At 63.8% G+C, this 16,732-nt stretch carries 14 protein-coding genes; 8 read left to right on the top strand and 6 right to left on the bottom strand.

Going from position 1 to position 16,732, the window contains the following annotated elements; translation table 11 throughout:
• Window positions 1–3 precede the first annotated feature (3 nt).
• The 3 genes from BW994_RS13855 to BW994_RS13845 form a co-directional block, all read right to left on the bottom strand.
• Window positions 4–1,791: a PHA/PHB synthase family protein gene (locus tag BW994_RS13855; protein ID WP_211252792.1), complete on the bottom strand. Its 1,788-nt coding sequence runs from the start codon at window positions 1,789–1,791 to the stop codon at window positions 4–6.
• A 25-nt stretch (window positions 1,792–1,816) separates the two neighbouring features.
• Entirely contained in the window at window positions 1,817–2,620 is an 804-nt protein-coding gene (gene fabI / locus BW994_RS13850; protein WP_051657460.1) for an enoyl-ACP reductase FabI, read from the bottom strand.
• 93 nt (window positions 2,621–2,713) lie between these two features.
• Window positions 2,714–3,109: a rhodanese-like domain-containing protein gene (locus tag BW994_RS13845; protein ID WP_029312657.1), complete on the bottom strand. Its 396-nt coding sequence runs from the start codon at window positions 3,107–3,109 to the stop codon at window positions 2,714–2,716.
• Between the two features lie 287 nt (window positions 3,110–3,396).
• Here BW994_RS13845 and BW994_RS13840 point away from each other — a divergent pair, with 287 nt between their 5' ends.
• The 8 genes from BW994_RS13840 (at window position 3,397) to BW994_RS13805 (ending at window position 13,990) form a co-directional block, all read left to right on the top strand.
• Window positions 3,397–4,434, top strand: a complete 1,038-nt coding sequence (locus tag BW994_RS13840) for a zinc-dependent alcohol dehydrogenase family protein (protein ID WP_029312656.1) — start codon at window positions 3,397–3,399, stop codon at window positions 4,432–4,434.
• Window positions 4,435–4,478: 44 nt separating this feature from the next.
• Entirely contained in the window at window positions 4,479–5,861 is a 1,383-nt protein-coding gene (locus BW994_RS13835) for an NAD-dependent succinate-semialdehyde dehydrogenase (protein ID WP_029312655.1), read from the top strand.
• A 44-nt stretch (window positions 5,862–5,905) separates the two neighbouring features.
• The gene (locus BW994_RS13830; RefSeq protein WP_029312654.1) at window positions 5,906–7,033 is read left to right on the top strand and encodes an NAD(P) transhydrogenase subunit alpha; all 1,128 of its coding nucleotides are present in this window, start codon (window positions 5,906–5,908) and stop codon (window positions 7,031–7,033) included.
• A 13-nt stretch (window positions 7,034–7,046) separates the two neighbouring features.
• Complete coding sequence (locus BW994_RS13825) at window positions 7,047–7,391, top strand: proton-translocating transhydrogenase family protein (RefSeq protein ID WP_029312653.1); 345 nt, start codon at window positions 7,047–7,049, stop codon at window positions 7,389–7,391.
• Between the two features lie 3 nt (window positions 7,392–7,394).
• Window positions 7,395–8,834, top strand: coding sequence for an NAD(P)(+) transhydrogenase (Re/Si-specific) subunit beta (locus tag BW994_RS13820; protein ID WP_029312652.1), 1,440 nt, complete (start codon window positions 7,395–7,397; stop codon window positions 8,832–8,834).
• Window positions 8,835–8,859: 25 nt separating this feature from the next.
• Window positions 8,860–9,894 (top strand): alcohol dehydrogenase AdhP, encoded by a 1,035-nt coding sequence (gene adhP / locus BW994_RS13815; protein WP_029312651.1) that lies wholly within the window; start codon window positions 8,860–8,862, stop codon window positions 9,892–9,894.
• A 37-nt stretch (window positions 9,895–9,931) separates the two neighbouring features.
• On the top strand, window positions 9,932–12,310 hold the full coding sequence (locus BW994_RS13810; RefSeq protein WP_029312650.1) for a phosphoketolase family protein: 2,379 nt from the start codon (window positions 9,932–9,934) through the stop codon (window positions 12,308–12,310).
• Window positions 12,311–12,418: 108 nt separating this feature from the next.
• Entirely contained in the window at window positions 12,419–13,990 is a 1,572-nt protein-coding gene (locus BW994_RS13805; RefSeq protein WP_029312649.1) for a lysine--tRNA ligase, read from the top strand.
• Here BW994_RS13805 and BW994_RS13800 read toward each other — a convergent pair.
• The 3 genes from BW994_RS13800 to BW994_RS13790 are packed head-to-tail and all read right to left on the bottom strand — an operon-like array spanning window position 13,941 to window position 16,729.
• Window positions 13,941–15,170, bottom strand: a complete 1,230-nt coding sequence (locus BW994_RS13800; RefSeq protein WP_035229448.1) for a glycosyltransferase — start codon at window positions 15,168–15,170, stop codon at window positions 13,941–13,943. The two genes, BW994_RS13805 and BW994_RS13800, sit on opposite strands and share 50 nt — an antisense overlap.
• The gene (locus tag BW994_RS13795) at window positions 15,167–15,385 is read right to left on the bottom strand and encodes a hypothetical protein (protein WP_029312647.1); all 219 of its coding nucleotides are present in this window, start codon (window positions 15,383–15,385) and stop codon (window positions 15,167–15,169) included. Before BW994_RS13795 ends, BW994_RS13800 begins: the two co-directional genes overlap by 4 nt.
• A 6-nt stretch (window positions 15,386–15,391) precedes the next feature.
• Entirely contained in the window at window positions 15,392–16,729 is a 1,338-nt protein-coding gene (locus BW994_RS13790; protein WP_051657459.1) for a putative O-glycosylation ligase, exosortase A system-associated, read from the bottom strand.
• Between the last annotated feature and the right edge of the window lie 3 nt (window positions 16,730–16,732).

Genomic DNA, 16,732 nt, shown 5'->3' with positions numbered 1-16,732 from the left:
TCCTCAGCGTTCGTGGATGTAGGTGCCGGGGGCGGCGCCGAGCGGTGGATAGCCTGCGGCGGCGCGCCCCAAAGGCGGCGGCGGCACCGGTGGTGCGGACCGGGCGTTGAGGAATTCGACCAGCATCGGCCACCACGAGCCATCCTGCACCGGCGCGTGCTGCTGCCAGTCCTGCGGCGCGCGATAGGGGTCGCCGGGGGCGCGGTGCTGGATGGCGAAGTGCCGGCGCGGATGGCCCGGTTCGCTGACGATGCCGGCGTTGTGGCCGCCCGAGGTCAGCACGAAGGTGAGAGGGCCGCGGTTGAGCAAATGCAATTTATACACCGATTGCCAGGGTGCGATGTGGTCGCGCTCGGTACCGACGACGAACAGCGGGGCGGTGATATCACCGATCGAGACCGGCCGGCCTCCGGCATTCAGCCGGCCTTCGGCGAGGTCGTTGTGCAGAAACAGATGGCGCAGATATTCGGCGTGCATCCGGTAGGGCATGCGTGTTGCGTCCTGATTCCAGGACATCAGGTCGTTCGGATGGTCTGCCTCGCCGATGAAATAGCGCCTGATCATGCGCGACCAGACCAGATCGTTCGATTGCAGCATCTGAAAGGCGCCGGCCATCTGTGCGGAATCGAGATAGCCCTGACGCCACATGATATCATCGAGGAAGGCGAGTTGGGCGTCGCTGATGAACAATTGCAACGCGCCGGCCTCGGTGAAATCGGTCTGTGCGGCGAACAGCGACAGCGAGGCGAGGCGCTGATCGCCATCGCGCGCCATGGCGGCGGCGGCGATGGCGAGCAGCGTGCCGCCGAGGCAATAGCCGGCGGCGTGGATGCGCGGCGCTGCGGTGATGGCGCTGACCGCATCGAGCGCGGCCATCACGCCATCGGCGCGGTAGTCATCGAGCCCGGTATCGCGGTCCGCCGCGGTCGGGTTGTGCCAGGAGATCATGAACACGGTGAAGCCCTGGCCGGTGAGGTAGCGTACCAGCGCGTTGTGCGGCGAGAGGTCGAGAATATAGTATTTCATGATCCAGGCCGGCACGATCAGCAGCGGTTCCGGCCGGACGGTTGCGGTGGTGGGCGCGTATTGGATCAGCTCGATCAGTCGGTTGCGATAGACGATGGTGCCGGGCGTGACCGCGACATCGCGCCCCGGTTGCAGCGGCAGATCGGTATCCGGGTGCAGGGCGTGGGCGACATCCTGCATCAGGTTTTTCATCCCGTTGCGCAGCGAGGCGCCGTTGCTGGCGCGGGCGGCCTCGGTCACGTCAGGGTTCAGCAGCGGCAGATTGCCGGGCGCCATCGCATCGAGTGTCTGGCGCGCCATGAAGCTCACCATGCGCTCATGCGCGGCATCGACGCCGGCGATGCCGGTGGTGGCGTCGTGCCACCAGCGTTCGGTGCGCAGGAACTGCTCCTGATAGAGCCGGTAGGGCATGTCCTGCCAGCGCGGATGGGAAAAGCGGCGATCGCCGGCGGTGGGTTCGGTCGGCGTCTCGGGCAGGCCGAGCGCGATGCGGCCGATCGCGGCGGCATCCTCGAACGCCTGGCGGGCGAGGTTCAGGCGCCGCGCCGGCTGGTTGGCGAGATGGACCGCCCAGTCGCGCATCGCGAGGGTGAGTGCGGCGGGGGACAGGCCGCCGGTGACCTTGGCTTGGGCGGCGTGGAGGGCACGGTCGAACGGGTCGGTGGTCGCGACCGGTTCGTTGGTGATCGGCGGCATGATTGGGCCCGGTGGGGCGGGATCTGGCCGGCGGGCGGTGGGTCTTGCGCGTTTGATGTCGGCACTCATGGCGCGGTCTCCTGATTGGCGTGGCTCACGCCATGATGTGTTGGCCGCCATCGACCGGAATGATGGTGCCGGTGATGCGGGCGGCGGCGTCGCTGGCGAGGAAGGCGGCGAGCGCGCCGACATCCTCGATGGTCGCGAGGTGATGTTCGGGTGCGTCGCGCGCCGCGCGCTCCAGCAGTTCATCGAACCGGTCGATGCCGCTGGCCGCGCGCGTCGCGATCGGGCCGGGTGAAAGCGCGTTGACCCGGATGCGCCGGGGGCCAAGTTCGGCGGCGAGGGCGCGCACGCTCGATTCCAGCGCGGCCTTGACCGGTCCCATCAGATTGTAATGCGCCACCACGCGCTCCGCGCCGTAGAAGCTGACGCTGAGCAACGCGCCGCCGTCCTGCATCAGCGGTTCGGCGAGACGCGCGCAGCGGATGAAGGAATGACAGGATACATCCATCGCCATCGCGAAGCCGCCCGCCGAACAATCGGTGACGCGCGCGTGCAGATCGTCGCGCGGCGCGAAGGCGATGGCGTGCAGCAGGAAATCGAGCCGGCCGTATTCCGCGCGGATGGCGGCGAACACCGCTTCGAGCGCACCGGCTTCCCGCACATCGCACGCCAGCAGCAGCTTGCAAGGCAGTGTTGCGGTGACCGATGCGACATAGGGCCGCGCGGTTTCATTCAGGCAGGTGGCGGCGAGTTGCGCGCCCGCTTGCGCGAAGCGCCGTGCGCACCCTGCCGCGATCGAGTGCTCGTTCGCGATGCCGAGGACCAACCCGATCTTGCCGGTGAGGTCGATGATCGGGCGATGCAAATCAGACGGTTCGGATGATGCGGCCATGATGTCCTCCTGGCGGGGTGCAGGAGGCGTTGTGTGCGCGGGATCGGCCTCTGTCGTTGATCCAGGTCAAACCCCGTGGTGTTGGGGTGGGATTCAGCCCGCGGGCGGCTTGGTGATTGCGGCGCCGGCCTGTTCGAGCGCTGCGAAGCCGCCGCCGCTGACATGGGCGATGTGATGCAGCCCGATGTCGTGCAGGGTTTTCGCAGCGAGTGCGGCACGGCCGCCGGAGGCACAGAATAAAACGAGGCGTTTACCGCTGGTGAGCGCGGGTTCGTGCATCGGGCTGGCCGGGTCGGCCTTGAATTCGAGCAGGGCGCGCGGGGCGTTGACGGCACCGGTGATGCCGCCGGTCTTGGCGAGTTCGGCCGGATCGCGCACATCGATGAAGGCGACGCTGGGATCGCCGATCAGCTTCACCGCTTCGGCGGGGGTGAGACGGTCCGTTGCGCGCGCGGCTTCGGCGACGTGCTGGCTTGAACTGTATGACATTGTTGCCTCCTGCTAAAAACTTGCCTTTCATATCGGACGTCACCGGTACGATGACAATAGTGAAATGATCGGCCGCAGTCCTGCCGCGCGGATTTTGCGCGGCCGGAGCGGATTGACTGGATCAATCGTCGCGTTTGATTTGGATCAATGACCCGCGCCGGGCTTGCGCCTTTGATGCGCCGGTCGGGACCAGCGGATACGGCCACCGATTTTCGATCATCGCGGGACGACTGCGGCCGTAAGGCCAGAGAGATCGCGGATGATTTCCTCCAACATCGGGGTCAGATATGAAAGCGCTCATCTATCACGGTCCAGGCAAGCAATCGCTCGACGATCATGAAAAACCGGCCATTACCGCGCCGACCGACGCGATCGTGAAAATCAGCAAGACGACGATCTGCGGCACCGATTTGCACATCATGAAGGGCGATGTACCGACCTGCACGCCGGGACGAATTTTGGGGCATGAGGGTGTCGGCGTGATCGAGACGGTGGGGGCAGGGGTTTCGGCGTTCAAGCCGGGCGACCATGTGCTGATTTCCTGCATCAGCGCCTGCGGCCGGTGCGCCTATTGCCGCAAATCGATGTATTCGCATTGCACCACCGGCGGCTGGATTCTCGGCAACAGCATCGATGGCACGCAGGCCGAATTCGTGCGGATTCCCTACGCCGACAACAGCCTGTATCACATCCCCGCCGGCGCGGATGAAGAGGCGCTGGTGATGCTGAGCGACATTCTGCCGACCGGGTTCGAATGCGGCGTGCTGAACGGGCGGGTGCAGCCGGGCAGCGTGGTTGCCATTGTCGGCGCCGGGCCGATTGGTCTGGCCGCATTGTTGACCGCGCAATTCTACGCGCCGGCCGAGATCATCATGGTCGATCTCGATGACAATCGCCTCGAAATCGCCAAGCGCTTCGGTGCCACCGCGACGGTGAACAGCGGCGATGGCAAGGCTGTAGAGACGATCATGCGCATGACCGATGGGCGGGGCGTGGATACCGCGATCGAGGCGGTCGGCATTCCGGCCACGTTCGAACTGTGCGAGAGCCTCGTGGCACCGGGCGGCGTGATTGCGAATATCGGCGTGCACGGCACCAAGGTCGATCTGCATCTGGAACATTTATGGGATCGCAACGTCACGATCACCACCAGGCTGGTCGACACCGTCAGCACGCCGATGCTGCTCAACGTGCTGCGCGCCAACAAGATCGATCCGAAACGCCTGATCACACATCATTTCGCACTCGATCAGATTATCGAAGCGTATGAAACCTTCGGCCATGCAGCCAAATCGCACGCGCTGAAGGTCATCATCACCGCGTGAGCCATAGCTGGCTTTGCGCATAACAACCAAAAAGGACCAATTCCATGGGCTATCAAAGCGTCAATCCGTTCGACGGCAAGCTGTTGCAGACCTTCGTCGAACTCTCCGATGCGCAGCTTGAAGCAAAAATCGCGACCGCGACGGCGTGTTTCGAAAGCTGGAAGCACAAATCCTACGCCGAGCGCGCGGTGATCGTGAACAAGGCCGCCGCCATCATGCATGACCGGGCCGATGAGCTTGCCCACATCATGACGCTCGAAATGGGCAAGCGGATCAACGAGGCGCGCGGCGAGGTGGAGTTCAGCTCCAACATTCTCGCCTATTACGCCAAGAACGCCGCGAAGTTTCTGGCCCCCGAGGAGCTTCACCCGGTGATCGGCGATGCGCATATGGAGAGCACGCCGATCGGCGTGATCTTTGGCGTGGAGCCCTGGAACTTTCCGTATTATCAGCTGGCACGGGTCGCCGGGCCGCATCTGATGGCGGGCAATGTGCTGATGGTCAAACATGCCGGCTGCGTGCCGCAATGCGCGATCGCGTTCGAGAAAATCTGGATCGAGGCGGGCGGGCCGGTTGGGCTCTATACCAATCTGCTGATCACGCACGAGCAGACCGAAACCGTGATCGATGATCCGCGCATCAAGGGCGTGGCGCTGACCGGCAGCGTGGCCGCGGGACGCTCGATTGCAGCACGCGCCGGGCAGAATCTGAAGCCGTCATCGATGGAGTTGGGCGGCAGCGATGCGTTCATCGTGCTCGACGATGCCGATCTGGATCATACCGTGAAATGGGCGGTGTGGGGGCGCATGTATAACGGCGGGCAGACCTGCTGTGCGGCCAAGCGGTTCATCGTGGTCGAGGCGCTGGCCGACAAGTTTCTGGAACGGTTCAAGGCCGCACTGGGTGCATTGAAAGCCGGTGATCCGCTCGATGAGGCGACCACGCTGGGTCCGCTGTCGACCGAGGCGGCGCTGGTGCAGCTGCTCGAACAGGTCAAGGTCGCGGTGGCGCATGGTGCCAAGGTGGTGCTGGGCGGCAAGCGCATCGATCGTCCCGGTTCGTTCATGCAGCCGACCATCCTGACCGATGTGAAGCCCGGCAACCCGGCGTTTCGTGATGAGTTCTTTGGCCCGGTCGCAATGTTCTTCCGCGTCAAGAACGAGGACGAGGCGATTGCGCTGGCCAATGATTCCGATTTCGGGCTCGGTGGCTCGGTCTTCACCAAGGACATCGCGCGCGGCAAGCGGGTGGCCAGCCGGGTCGAGACCGGCATGATGTTCATAAATAACATCTCCTGGTCCGATGCCGAACTGCCGTTCGGCGGCATCAAAGACTCCGGCTATGGCCGGGAGTTGGGCGACATGGGCATTCAGGAATTCGTCAATAAAAAACTGGTCCGTTATGCCGCTGTCGAGGCACCGGTTTGACGCAGAGCCTCGTGTAACAGATCAGCTACAATAAAGGGATTACTATGTACGTCAACGTCGCCGTCTTGAAGGAAACCCAGGCCCATGAGCGGCGCGTTGCCCTGGTCCCTGTGCTGACCGAAAAACTCACCAAACTTGGGGCCAGGCTGCACATGCAGTCTGGCGCCGGTGACGCGAGCGGGCTGGATGATTCTGGGTTCGACGATGTCGTTATCATGACCGATCGAACCGCAATGGTCGGTGCCGCCGATGTGGTGCTGGCGGTGCAGGCGCCGGCGGTTGCCGTGGTCGATGCGATGCAGGAGGGCGCGATCCTGATCTGCTTCATCGATCCGGCGCATGATGCGGTATTGCTCGAACGCTTGCTGGCGCGGCGCATCACCTGTTTCGCCATGGCATCGATCCCGCGCGTCACCCGCGCGCAGGCGATGGATGCGCTGTCGAGCCAGGCGGCGCTGGCGGGGTATTACGCGGTTCTGCTGGGTGCGACGCACTTGCCGCGCGTATTGCCAAAGGTGACGACGGCGGGCGGCACGATCGGGCCGGCCAAGGTGCTGGTGATGGGGCTGGGGGTTGCGGGGCTCGAAGCGGTCGCGACCGCGCATCGGCTCGGTGCGATGGTTGAGGGGTATGACGTGCGGCCGGATACCGCCGGGCAGATTGCCTCGCTGGGGGCTAGTTTCGTGGCCACCGGCGTCGATGCGACGGGCAAGGGCGGCTATGCGCGCGCGCTGACCCCGGCCGAAACCACCAAGATCGATGCGGTGCTGACCACGCATATCCAGCAGGCGGATCTGATCATCACCACCGCCGCCATCCCCGGCCATCGCTCGCCGCGGCTGATCAGCAAGGCGCAGGTGGCGGGCATGAAAATGGGTTCCGTCATCGTCGATCTCTCGGCCGAGGGCGGTGGCAATTGCGAAGCGAGCGTGCCGGGCGAGACGGTGCGGGTTGGTGGCGTGAGCATTGCGGCGCCGCTCAACGTGCCGTCCCGCCTGCCGGCGGATGCCAGCGCGCTCTATGCGCGCAACGTGTTCAACCTGCTCGCGCTGATGCTCAAGGACAATGTCATCACGATCGACTGGCAGGACGACATTCTGGCGCACACCGCCATCACCCACGCCGGCAAAAGGGTCACGCCGAAGGCGACAACCCCGCAGAAAGCGGCATGAAAGCGAGATTGTCATGATCCATATCGATAGTTTCACCGGGCTCTATATTTTCATGCTGGCGGGGTTTGCCGGCTGGATCATCATCGGCCGGGTGCCGGCGATTTTGCATACGCCGCTGATGTCGGGCTCGAATTTCGTCCACGGCATCGTGGTGATCGGCGGCATCATCGTGCTGCTCGATGCGACGACGCTGACCGAACGCATCATCGGCTTCATCGCCGTGCTGCTGGGCGCGGGCAATGCCGCCGGTGGCTATGCGGTGACCGACCGGATGCTGGCGATGTTTCAGACCAGCGCGCATCCGGCGCATGCGAAACGACCGGCGCACAAGCGCGCTGCCCCTCACAAGAAAGTCTGAGCCATGATCGATCAGGTTTCACAATTATTGGTCGGTGCGGTCGATCTGGTGGCGGCATTTCTGCTGCTGTACGGGCTGCACCGGATGGCCTCGCCGGTCACCGCACCGTCGGGGATTTTCGTTGCCGGCATCGGCATGGCGGTTGCGATTCTGGTGACGTTTCTCGACATCGTCGGCGTCAGTGCCGCGGCGCGCCCGTTCCTGCCGGTCAATATCGGGCTGGCACTGATCGCGCTGGTGATCGGCGGCGGGGTTTCGTGGTGGGGTGGCCGCAAGGTGGCAATGACCGCGATGCCGCAGATGGTCGCGATTTACAACGGCATGGGCGGCGGTGCGGCGGGGTCGATTGCGGCAGTTGAATTGTTCGCCCGTCACACCACCGGCATCGTGCCGCTGGTGGTGACGTTGCTGGGCGCATTGATCGGCGCGGTTTCGTTTGCGGGATCGATCATCGCCTGGGCGAAATTGCAGAGCATTCTGAACAAGCCGCTGCGTCTACCGTTCATGCGCTACATCAACTTGTTCTTGTTTCTGCTGAGCCTGGCAGCGGGTGTGATGATCGCGGTGCTCAGTCAGAGCGGCGCAGTTTCGCCCGATTTCATCTATGGGTTCTTCATTCTGGCCATGCTGTTCGGCATCATGCTGACGCTGCCGATCGGCGGTGCCGACATGCCGGTGGTAATTTCGATCTATAATGCGTTCACCGGGTTGGCGGTGGGGCTCGAAGGATTCGTGCTGCAGAATCCGGCCCTGATGATTGCCGGCATGGTGGTGGGTGCGGCCGGCCTGATGCTGACGATTCTGATGGCGCGGGCGATGAATCGTTCGATCGCCAATGTGCTGTTCTCCAATTTCGGCGATGCGCCAACCCATGCCCATGGCGCGATCAAGGGCGAAATGAAGCCGACCGCGCCGGCCGATGCCGGCACGTTCATGCGCTACGCCAAAAGCGTGATCATCGTGCCCGGCTATGGTCTGGCCGCGGCGCAAGGCCAACAGAAATTATTCGAATTCGTCAAACTGCTGCAGGCCGACGGGGTTTCGGTGAAATTCGCCATCCATCCGGTCGCCGGCCGCATGCCGGGTCAGATGGATGTGCTGCTCGCCGAAGCCGGCGTGCCGTACGACATGATTTTCCAACTCGATGACATCAACACCGAATTCGCCGAGACCGATGTGTCGCTGGTCATCGGCGCCAACGACGTCGTCAATCCAGCGGCGCGCACCGATAAATCCTCGCCGATCTTTGGCATGCCGATCCTGAATGCGGACAAGGCCAAGCAGGTCTACGTCATCAAGCGCGGCCAGGGCAAAGGCTATGCCGGTATTCAAAACGCGCTGTTCTACGCTGAGAATTGCAACATGGTCTATGGCGACGCCGCAGCGGTGCTCGCCACCATGATCGAGGCCGTGCGCGGCCTCGGCACCAAGGCGGCAGCGTAATCACACCCTTCAACAGGAGATAATTATGGCAACCACAATGCATTCCGCCGTGGTCGAAGCCTTCGGTAAACCGCTGGTGCTGCGCGAATGGGCGATCCCCACGCCCGGCCCGGGCCAGATCGTGGTCAAGACCGAGGCCTGCGGCGTCTGTCACACCGATCTGCACGCCGCCCATGGCGATTGGCCGCTGAAGCCGAAACTGCCGTTCATTCCCGGCCATGAAGGCATCGGCATCGTTTCGGCGGTTGGCGCGGGGGTCACGATTGTCAAAGCGGGCGATCGGGTCGGCGTGCCATGGCTCTATTCTGCGTGCGGTCACTGCGAATATTGTCTGACCGCGTGGGAGACGGTGTGCGCCGAAGCGGAGTTCGGCGGCTATACGAAAAACGGTGGTTTCGCCGAATACATTCTCGCCGACCCTGATTACGTCGCGCATATCCCGTCCGGGCTCGATGCGCTTGCGGCAGCACCGATCATCTGCGCCGGCATCACCACCTATAAGGGGCTGAAGGAAACCGGCGCGCGGCCGGGCGAATGGGTCGCCATTTCCGGGGCCGGCGGCCTCGGGCATCTGGCGATTCAATACGCCAAGGTGATGGGGTTGATGGTCTGCGCGGTCGATATCGACGATCGCAAACTGGCCCAGGCCACCACGCTCGGCGCCGATTGCGTGGTCAACGCGAAATCGGGCGATCCGGCCGCCGCGGTCAAGAAACTGACGGACGGCGGCGCCCATGGCGTGTTGATCACCGCGCCCTCGCTGATCGCCTTCAACCAGGGTGTGGCGATGACTCGCAAGCACGGCATCTGCGTACTGGTCGGCCTGCCGCCAGGCGAATTTCCGATCCCGCTGTTCGATGTGGTGGCCAATTGCATCACGATCCGCGGCTCCTTCGTGGGCACCAGGCACGACATGGCCGAAGCGCTGGCTTTCGCCGCCCAGGGCAAGGTGAAAGCCGATATCGAACCGCAACCGCTCTCGGCGATCAACGAGGTGTTGCAGCGCCTTGAGCATGGCGATGTACCGGCGCGGGTGGTGATCGACTTCGCGCATACCTAAGTCCCGGCTGCGTTATTCGACGACGAACGGAGAGATCATGCCCGATATCCATCAACGCGCACCTTTATCACCAGATCTGCTGCGGCGGATGGATGGCTATTGGCGGGCGGCAAATTACCTGTCGGTTGGGCAGATCTATCTGAAGGACAATCCGCTGCTCGATGTGCCGCTGACGCTTGCGCACATCAAGCCGCGGCTGTTGGGTCATTGGGGCACCACGCCGGGGCTCAATTTCATCTATGTTCATCTCAATCGGATGATCACCGAACGCGATCTCGACATGATCTATATTGCCGGCCCCGGTCATGGCGGACCCGGGGTGGTGGCGCAGACCTATCTGGAAGGCTCCTATACCGAGCGCTACCCGGATATCGAGCGCAGCCGCAGCGGGCTGCATCGCTTGTTCCGGCAATTTTCCTGGCCCTATGGCATTCCCAGCCACGTCTCGCCGGGCACGCCGGGTTCGATTCACGAAGGCGGTGAACTGGGGTATTCGCTTGCCCATGCCTATGGCGCGGCGTTCGATAATCCGGGGTTGATCGTCAGCTGCGTGATCGGTGATGGCGAGGCCGAAACCGGCGCGCTGGCGACCAGCTGGCATTCGAATAAATTTCTCAACCCGGTGCGCGATGGCGCGGTGCTGCCGATTCTTCATTTGAATGGCTTCAAGATTGCCAACCCGACCGTGCTCGCGCGCATCACGCCCGATGAACTGGACGCTCTGCTGCGCGGCTATGGCTATGATCCGCATGTCGTCGCCGGCGACGATCCAACGCTGATGCATCAGGCGATGGCGGCGACGCTCGATATCGTGTTCGACAAGATCCGCGCGATCCAGACCCGGGCTCGTACGGGCAGCGACACCGCCACGCCGGAGCGGCCGCGCTGGCCGATGATCGTGCTGCGCAGCCCGAAGGGCTGGACCGGGCCGAAATTCGTCGATGGCAAACCGGTCGAAGGCACCTGGCGCGCGCATCAGGTGCCGCTCGCGGATTTCAAAAATCCTGATCATCTCAGGCAACTCGATGAATGGATGCGCAGCTACCGACCGGGCGAATTATTCGATGCGCAAGGCAAGCTGCGCGATGAATACGCATCGCTCGCCCCCACCGGCCATCGCCGCATGGGGTCCAACCCGCACGCGAACGGCGGTGAGGTATTGGTCCCGCTGGTGATGCCGCATCTCTCTGATCATGCCGTGGATGTGCCCACGCCGGGTTCTGCCACCGCCGAGGCGACCAGGGTGCTTGGTGGGTTTTTGCGCGAGGTGATGAAGCTCAATCTCGCGGCCGCGAATTTTCGGCTGTTCGGGCCTGACGAGACCGCCTCGAACCGGTTGGATGCTGTCTATCAGGTCAGCGGCAAGGAATGGATGGCGGCCGCCATCGCGACCGACACCGATCTGAGCGCCCAGGGCCGGGTGATGGAGATTCTGAGCGAGCACATGTGCGAAGGCTGGCTCGAAGCCTATCTGCTCACCGGCCGGCACGGATTATTCTCCTGCTACGAAGCGTTCATTCACATCATCGATTCCATGTTCAACCAGCATGCGAAATGGCTCAAGGTCAGCCGCACCATCGCCTGGCGCAAACCGATCGCTTCCTTGAATTATCTGCTCACCTCGCATGTCTGGCGGCAGGACCATAACGGGTTCTCGCATCAGGACCCTGGTTTCATCGATCATGTCGCCAACAAGAAGGCGGATGTCGTGCGGATCTATCTGCCGCCGGATGCCAATTGCCTGCTCTCGGTCGCCGATCATTGCTTGCGGAGTCGTAAATATATCAATCTGATCATCGCGGGCAAACAGCCGGAGTTTCAGTGGCTCACGATGGAGCAGGCGGTGCGCCACTGCACCGCCGGTGCGAGCATCTGGGACTGGGCGAGCGATACCGCGGGGGAGCCCGATGTGGTGATGGCCTGCGCCGGCGATGTGCCGACGCTGGAGATCATGGCGGCCGTGACGTTGCTGCGCGATTATGTGCCGGATATTCGCATCCGCGTGGTCAATGTGGTCGATCTGATGGCGCTGCAACCGCAATCGGCGCATCCGCACGGGTTGGACGACCGGGATTTCGATGATCTGTTCACCACCGACAGGCCGGTGATCTTCGCGTTCCACGGCTATCCCGCGATGATCCATAAACTTGTCTACCGGCGGCATAATCACGATAATTTCCACGTGCGCGGCTATCAGGAGGAGGGCACCACGACCACGCCGTTCGACATGGTGGTGTTGAACAACCTCGATCGCTATCAGCTGGCGCTCGATGCGATCATGCGCATCCCGCGCCTGCACGGCGCGGTCGAGGCCGCGACGGCGCGGTACTGGACCACGATGGAACGCCACCGGCTCTATATCGGCGAGCACGGCGAGGATATGCCGGAAGTGCGCGACTGGCGGTGGGCGCGATGATGGGATGATCCGGCGCCGCGCGTTCCGATAATGCGACGCCGGACAATGCCGTGCAGCCCAACGCTCCCGGCGTTTGACCCCGCCGTGCGCCGACCCTAAACCCAACCCATGACCGATCAAGACATCAAATCCCCCACCAGCTGGCCGTTCCGTGAGGCGGAGCGCGTCGCCCAACGCCTCGCCCGCTCAGGGAAAACCCATGCGCTGTTCGAAACCGGCTACGGCCCCTCTGGCCTGCCGCATATCGGCACGTTCATGGAGGTTGCCCGGACCTCGTGGATTCGCCTCGCCTTCACCAAACTGACCGGTCTGCCCTCGAACCTGCTCGCGTTTTCCGATGATATGGACGCGCTGCGCAAGGTGCCCGGCAACGTGCCCCAGCAGGAGATGCTGCAAGCCTATATCGGCCAGCCGCTCACCCGCGTGCCGGATCCGTTCGGCACCCATGCGAGCTTCGGCGCCCACAACAACGCAAGGCTGCGCAGCTTTCTCGATGGTTTCGGCTTCGAATACGAATTCGCCTCCTCGACCGAATACTACACCACCGGCCGGTTCAACGATGCGTTGCGCGTGGTCGCGGCGCGGCACGATATCATTCGCGACATCATCCGCCCCACGCTCGGGCCGGAGCGGCGCGCGACCTATTCGCCCATTCTGCCGCTGCACCCGCGCACCGGCGTGGTCATGCAGGTCGCGATCGATGCGGTCGATGTCGATGCCGGCAGCGTCACCTGGCGCGATCCGGAGACCGGCGCCGTGTTCGAAACCTCGATCTACGATGGTGCCGCCAAGCTGCAATGGAAGGCAGATTGGGCGATGCGGTGGTACGCGCTCGGGGTCGACTACGAAATGTCGGGCAAGGATCTGATCGATTCCGTGCGGCTCTCCAGCGCCATCGTGCGCGCGATGGATGCCGAGCCGCCGGAAACCTTCACCTATGAACTGTTCCTCGACGACAAGGGGCAGAAAATCAGCAAGTCGAAGGGCAACGGCCTCTCGGTCGAAGAGTGGCTGAACTATGCCCCGGCCGAAAGCCTCGGCCAGTTCATGTTCGCCTCGCCACAGCGCGCCAAGCGCCTGTTTTTTGACGTGATCCCCCGCGCGACCGATGATTACCTGACCAGCGTCGATGCGCTGTGCGCCGGTACCGGCACCGCGGAGGATAATCCCGCCTGGTTCATCCACGGCGGCGTCATCCCCAATTCATCCGGCAGCCCGGTGCCGTTCGGCATGCTGCTCAACCTCGCCTCGGTGGTGAACGCCGAAACGCCGGACATGCTGTGGGGCTTCATCCGCGCCTACCGGCCGGACGCAAACCCGGAAGCCTCGCCGTTTCTGGCCCGGCTGGTCGATTTCGCGGTGAAATACTACCAGGATTTCGTCAAGCCGACCAAGCGCTACCGCGCCGCAACCGAGCTCGAACGGGCGGCGCTGCACGATCTGGCCACGGCTCTTGCCACCACGCCGGCCGATGCCGATGCGCTGCAAACCCTGCTCTACGATGTCGGCAAGCGGCATGCCTTCGCTTCCCTGAAGGACTGGTTCGGCTGCCTTTATCAGGTCCTGCTCGGCCAGTCCGAAGGTCCGCGCTTCGGCGGCTTCATCGCGCTTTACGGCGTTGGCCCGACCATCAGCCTGATCGAACAAGCTCTGGCGCGCGAGCAGGCTGCCGCCGACTGATCACGCGCTCGAAGATCGCGCGCTGCCCGGCGCTGATCTCGCGCCAGCCATGCGCCTCGGCATAGGCGCGGGTCGCGGCCCTGGCCGGCGGATCGGCCAGCAATGATTGCAACGCCGCGGCAAGGGCAGCCGGCGTGAAATCCGCAGCGACCAGCCCGGCGGCGCGCGCGCGCACCACCTCGTCATTGCCGGCGGCTGGTGAGGCCACCACCGGCGTGCCGCATGCCATGGCTTCGAGCAGCACGTTCGCCCACCCCTCCCGGCTCGAGGCGAGCACCAGGCAATCCGCCCCGCTGTAATACAACAGCAGCCGCGGCTGCGGCATCGCGCCGACCAGCCGCACCCGTGCGGCAAGGCCGCGTGACTTGGCCAGTTGGGTCAACCGCTCGCGCTCCGGCCCATCACCCGCAATCACCAGGTCATGTCCGGCGAGCACGGTATCGGCGATTGCGGCAAACGCCTCGATCACCCGATCATGTCCCTTGCGTGGGATCAGATGCCCGACCGACAGAATATAGGGGTTTTCCAGCCCGATCGCGGCACGCGCCGCCGCGCGGTCGAGCGGGGTGAACAGCGTGATATCCACCCCATTGCGCAGCGTGGTAATGTTTGCCGCGTCGGCACCCAGCGCCGCCACCCCCCGGCCGAGCGCTTCGCTGACCGTGATCAGCGCATCCGCCTGGCGGATCGCCGCACCGATCAGCCGGCGCGGCCGGGCGAAATCCGGCCATTGCGTTACATCCGACCCGCGCGCCGTCAGCACCAGCGGCAGCGAAAATTCCCGCGCCAGCCAAGCGGCGGCGACGCCATCGGGATAGAGGTAATGCGCATCGATCGCATCCGGCTGATATCCCTCGGCGATCAACCGGCGCAGCGCGGCCCTGAGCGTCCAGTACAGGGTATGCGGCGTCAGCGCCTGGCCGACGCGGGGGATCGCGACATAGCGCGGATGCCGCACATCGATGCCGAACCGCGTCTCGCGCGCCGGTGCCGCGGCGTGGCGCGCCCAGTCGCCCAACCGCGCCACGCGGATCGGCATCCAGGCCACCGGCGCGAGCACGACGCTTTCGACCGCCTCATCGGCCAGCAGATGCCGCAGCCTGGTTTCGACGAACACGCCGTGCGAGGGCATCGCCAGATTCGGAAACAGCGTGGAGATCGTGACGAGCCGGAGCGTCATCGCCTCCGGTCGCCGACCGCGCGGTCCCGCCAGGATGCGCCGGTACGGCGCGGCGCGGTCTTGGCCGGCTCAACGGCGGGCGGCGTTGCATCCTCCGCCCAGTCGAACGGCGACCATTTGCGCTTGGCACCGGGCGCGCCGCGGCCTTCCTGCGCGACCCAATAGGCGAGCCAGACGATCGCAAACAAACCGGCGAGAAAAAAGAGACCTTCCATGTCCGACTATCCCTGCACGCCGCGCCGGCCGCGCCATGCGGGCTCGATCGCGCCCGGCACCGCCGGTTGTAGCACGCGGCCGCTCGATCGCACTTCATTGCGTGCCGGCACCCCCTGCACGATCACCCCGAGCGCGCCGACCATAATCAGCAGCGTGTAGAACAGGCTATAGTAGCCGAGTGACAGGAACGAGCCGCCGACCAGGAACGCGATCATCGACACCTCGATCATCCGGCATAATTCATCGATCCACCGCAAGGAGGGATCCCCCCTGGTTCGCCAGCGGATGCGATGCAGCTTGATCACGCTCACCACATTCAGGGCGATGAAAATGAACAGCAGCGGAAAACCGCCCTGGCTGACGATTTGAAACCAGATACTGTGGGTCGCGCGCTGGTTAGCGTCAGGATAATAGCGATGAATCACCGTGGGTGTGGCAGTCGCCTTGAATCCCGCGCCAACCAGCGGATTGGCAAGCGCGATGCCGAACGCCTGGCGCCACACGGTCAGCCGGTCGTTGGCGGAATCCGAATGGTGAAAATGCTGGATGCTGTGCATCCGCGCCACCCATTGCGCCGGCATGAAACTGATGGCGACGGCGAGCCCGATCGCGATCAGAACGCCGGATTTTATTCGACCTTTGCTGTTCCACCACAGAAAGGCGCTCATTGCGAACAGGGCGAGCAGGCCGCCGCGCGAATAGGTGCCGACCACCGCGATCACGGTCAGCAGCATCGCGATCGTCAAGCCGATCCGCACGATACGATGGGCAGAAATGACCCGTAGATAATTCATCAGCGGCAGCACCGTCAGCAGCCCGACCGCCAACTGGTTGTTGTCGCTCAGAATGCTGTTCGGCGGGCCGTAGACATGATCATTGCCACCGCTCAGCAGCGTGAACAGCCCGCCCTTGACGCCATAATAGCCGATCGCCAGCACGATCAGCCACACGAGCACGTGGATCCGCATGCGCGTCGTCATCAGCGCGCCGACCAGCAGCAGAAATCCCAGCGACTTCAGCAGATCGGTATAGACCGGCAGCACGATCGTGCTCGGCGCCTGGGCAAAGATGGTGCTGATGGTCGCCTGCAGCAGGAAGGCGATCACCAGAATCGTCACACCGTTGAACGAAAACTTCTTCGGCTCATGGTTGATGACGCAACCCACCACAGTTGCCAGCGCCACGATCAGCGCGACCGGCAGGGCGCCGGTGATGCCGTAGGTTTCCTGCTGCGGGCTCATGAAGGTGAAGCATTCATAGCCAACGACGCCGGCCATCGGCTTCATCAGCGCCAGAACAGTCAGCGCCGCCAGAAACGCCAGCAGGATCAGGCTATGGAGCATGTG

The organism is Acidiphilium rubrum (genome assembly GCF_900156265.1).
Classification (GTDB): Bacteria; Pseudomonadota; Alphaproteobacteria; order Acetobacterales; family Acetobacteraceae; genus Acidiphilium; species Acidiphilium rubrum.
This window is presented reverse-complemented; position numbering and strand designations above follow the sequence as displayed.

Bases quoted from the DNA above. Each gene is read 5' to 3' on its own strand.
- BW994_RS13805 (WP_029312649.1), top strand. From the start codon at position 12,419: ATGACCGATCAAGACATCAAATCCCCCACCAGCTGGCCGTTCCGTGAG.
- BW994_RS13790 (WP_051657459.1), bottom strand. From the start codon at position 16,729: ATGCTCCATAGCCTGATCCTGCTGGCGTTTCTGGCGGCGCTGACTGTT.
- BW994_RS13810 (WP_029312650.1), top strand. From the start codon at position 9,932: ATGCCCGATATCCATCAACGCGCACCTTTATCACCAGATCTGCTGCGG.
- adhP (WP_029312651.1), top strand. From the start codon at position 8,860: ATGGCAACCACAATGCATTCCGCCGTGGTCGAAGCCTTCGGTAAACCG.
- fabI (WP_051657460.1), bottom strand. From the start codon at position 2,620: ATGGCCGCATCATCCGAACCGTCTGATTTGCATCGCCCGATCATCGAC.
- BW994_RS13840 (WP_029312656.1), top strand. From the start codon at position 3,397: ATGAAAGCGCTCATCTATCACGGTCCAGGCAAGCAATCGCTCGACGAT.
- BW994_RS13800 (WP_035229448.1), bottom strand. From the start codon at position 15,170: ATGACGCTCCGGCTCGTCACGATCTCCACGCTGTTTCCGAATCTGGCG.
- BW994_RS13795 (WP_029312647.1), bottom strand. From the start codon at position 15,385: ATGGAAGGTCTCTTTTTTCTCGCCGGTTTGTTTGCGATCGTCTGGCTC.
- BW994_RS13835 (WP_029312655.1), top strand. From the start codon at position 4,479: ATGGGCTATCAAAGCGTCAATCCGTTCGACGGCAAGCTGTTGCAGACC.
- BW994_RS13825 (WP_029312653.1), top strand. From the start codon at position 7,047: ATGATCCATATCGATAGTTTCACCGGGCTCTATATTTTCATGCTGGCG.
- BW994_RS13820 (WP_029312652.1), top strand. From the start codon at position 7,395: ATGATCGATCAGGTTTCACAATTATTGGTCGGTGCGGTCGATCTGGTG.
- BW994_RS13845 (WP_029312657.1), bottom strand. From the start codon at position 3,109: ATGTCATACAGTTCAAGCCAGCACGTCGCCGAAGCCGCGCGCGCAACG.
- BW994_RS13855 (WP_211252792.1), bottom strand. From the start codon at position 1,791: ATGAGTGCCGACATCAAACGCGCAAGACCCACCGCCCGCCGGCCAGAT.
- BW994_RS13830 (WP_029312654.1), top strand. From the start codon at position 5,906: ATGTACGTCAACGTCGCCGTCTTGAAGGAAACCCAGGCCCATGAGCGG.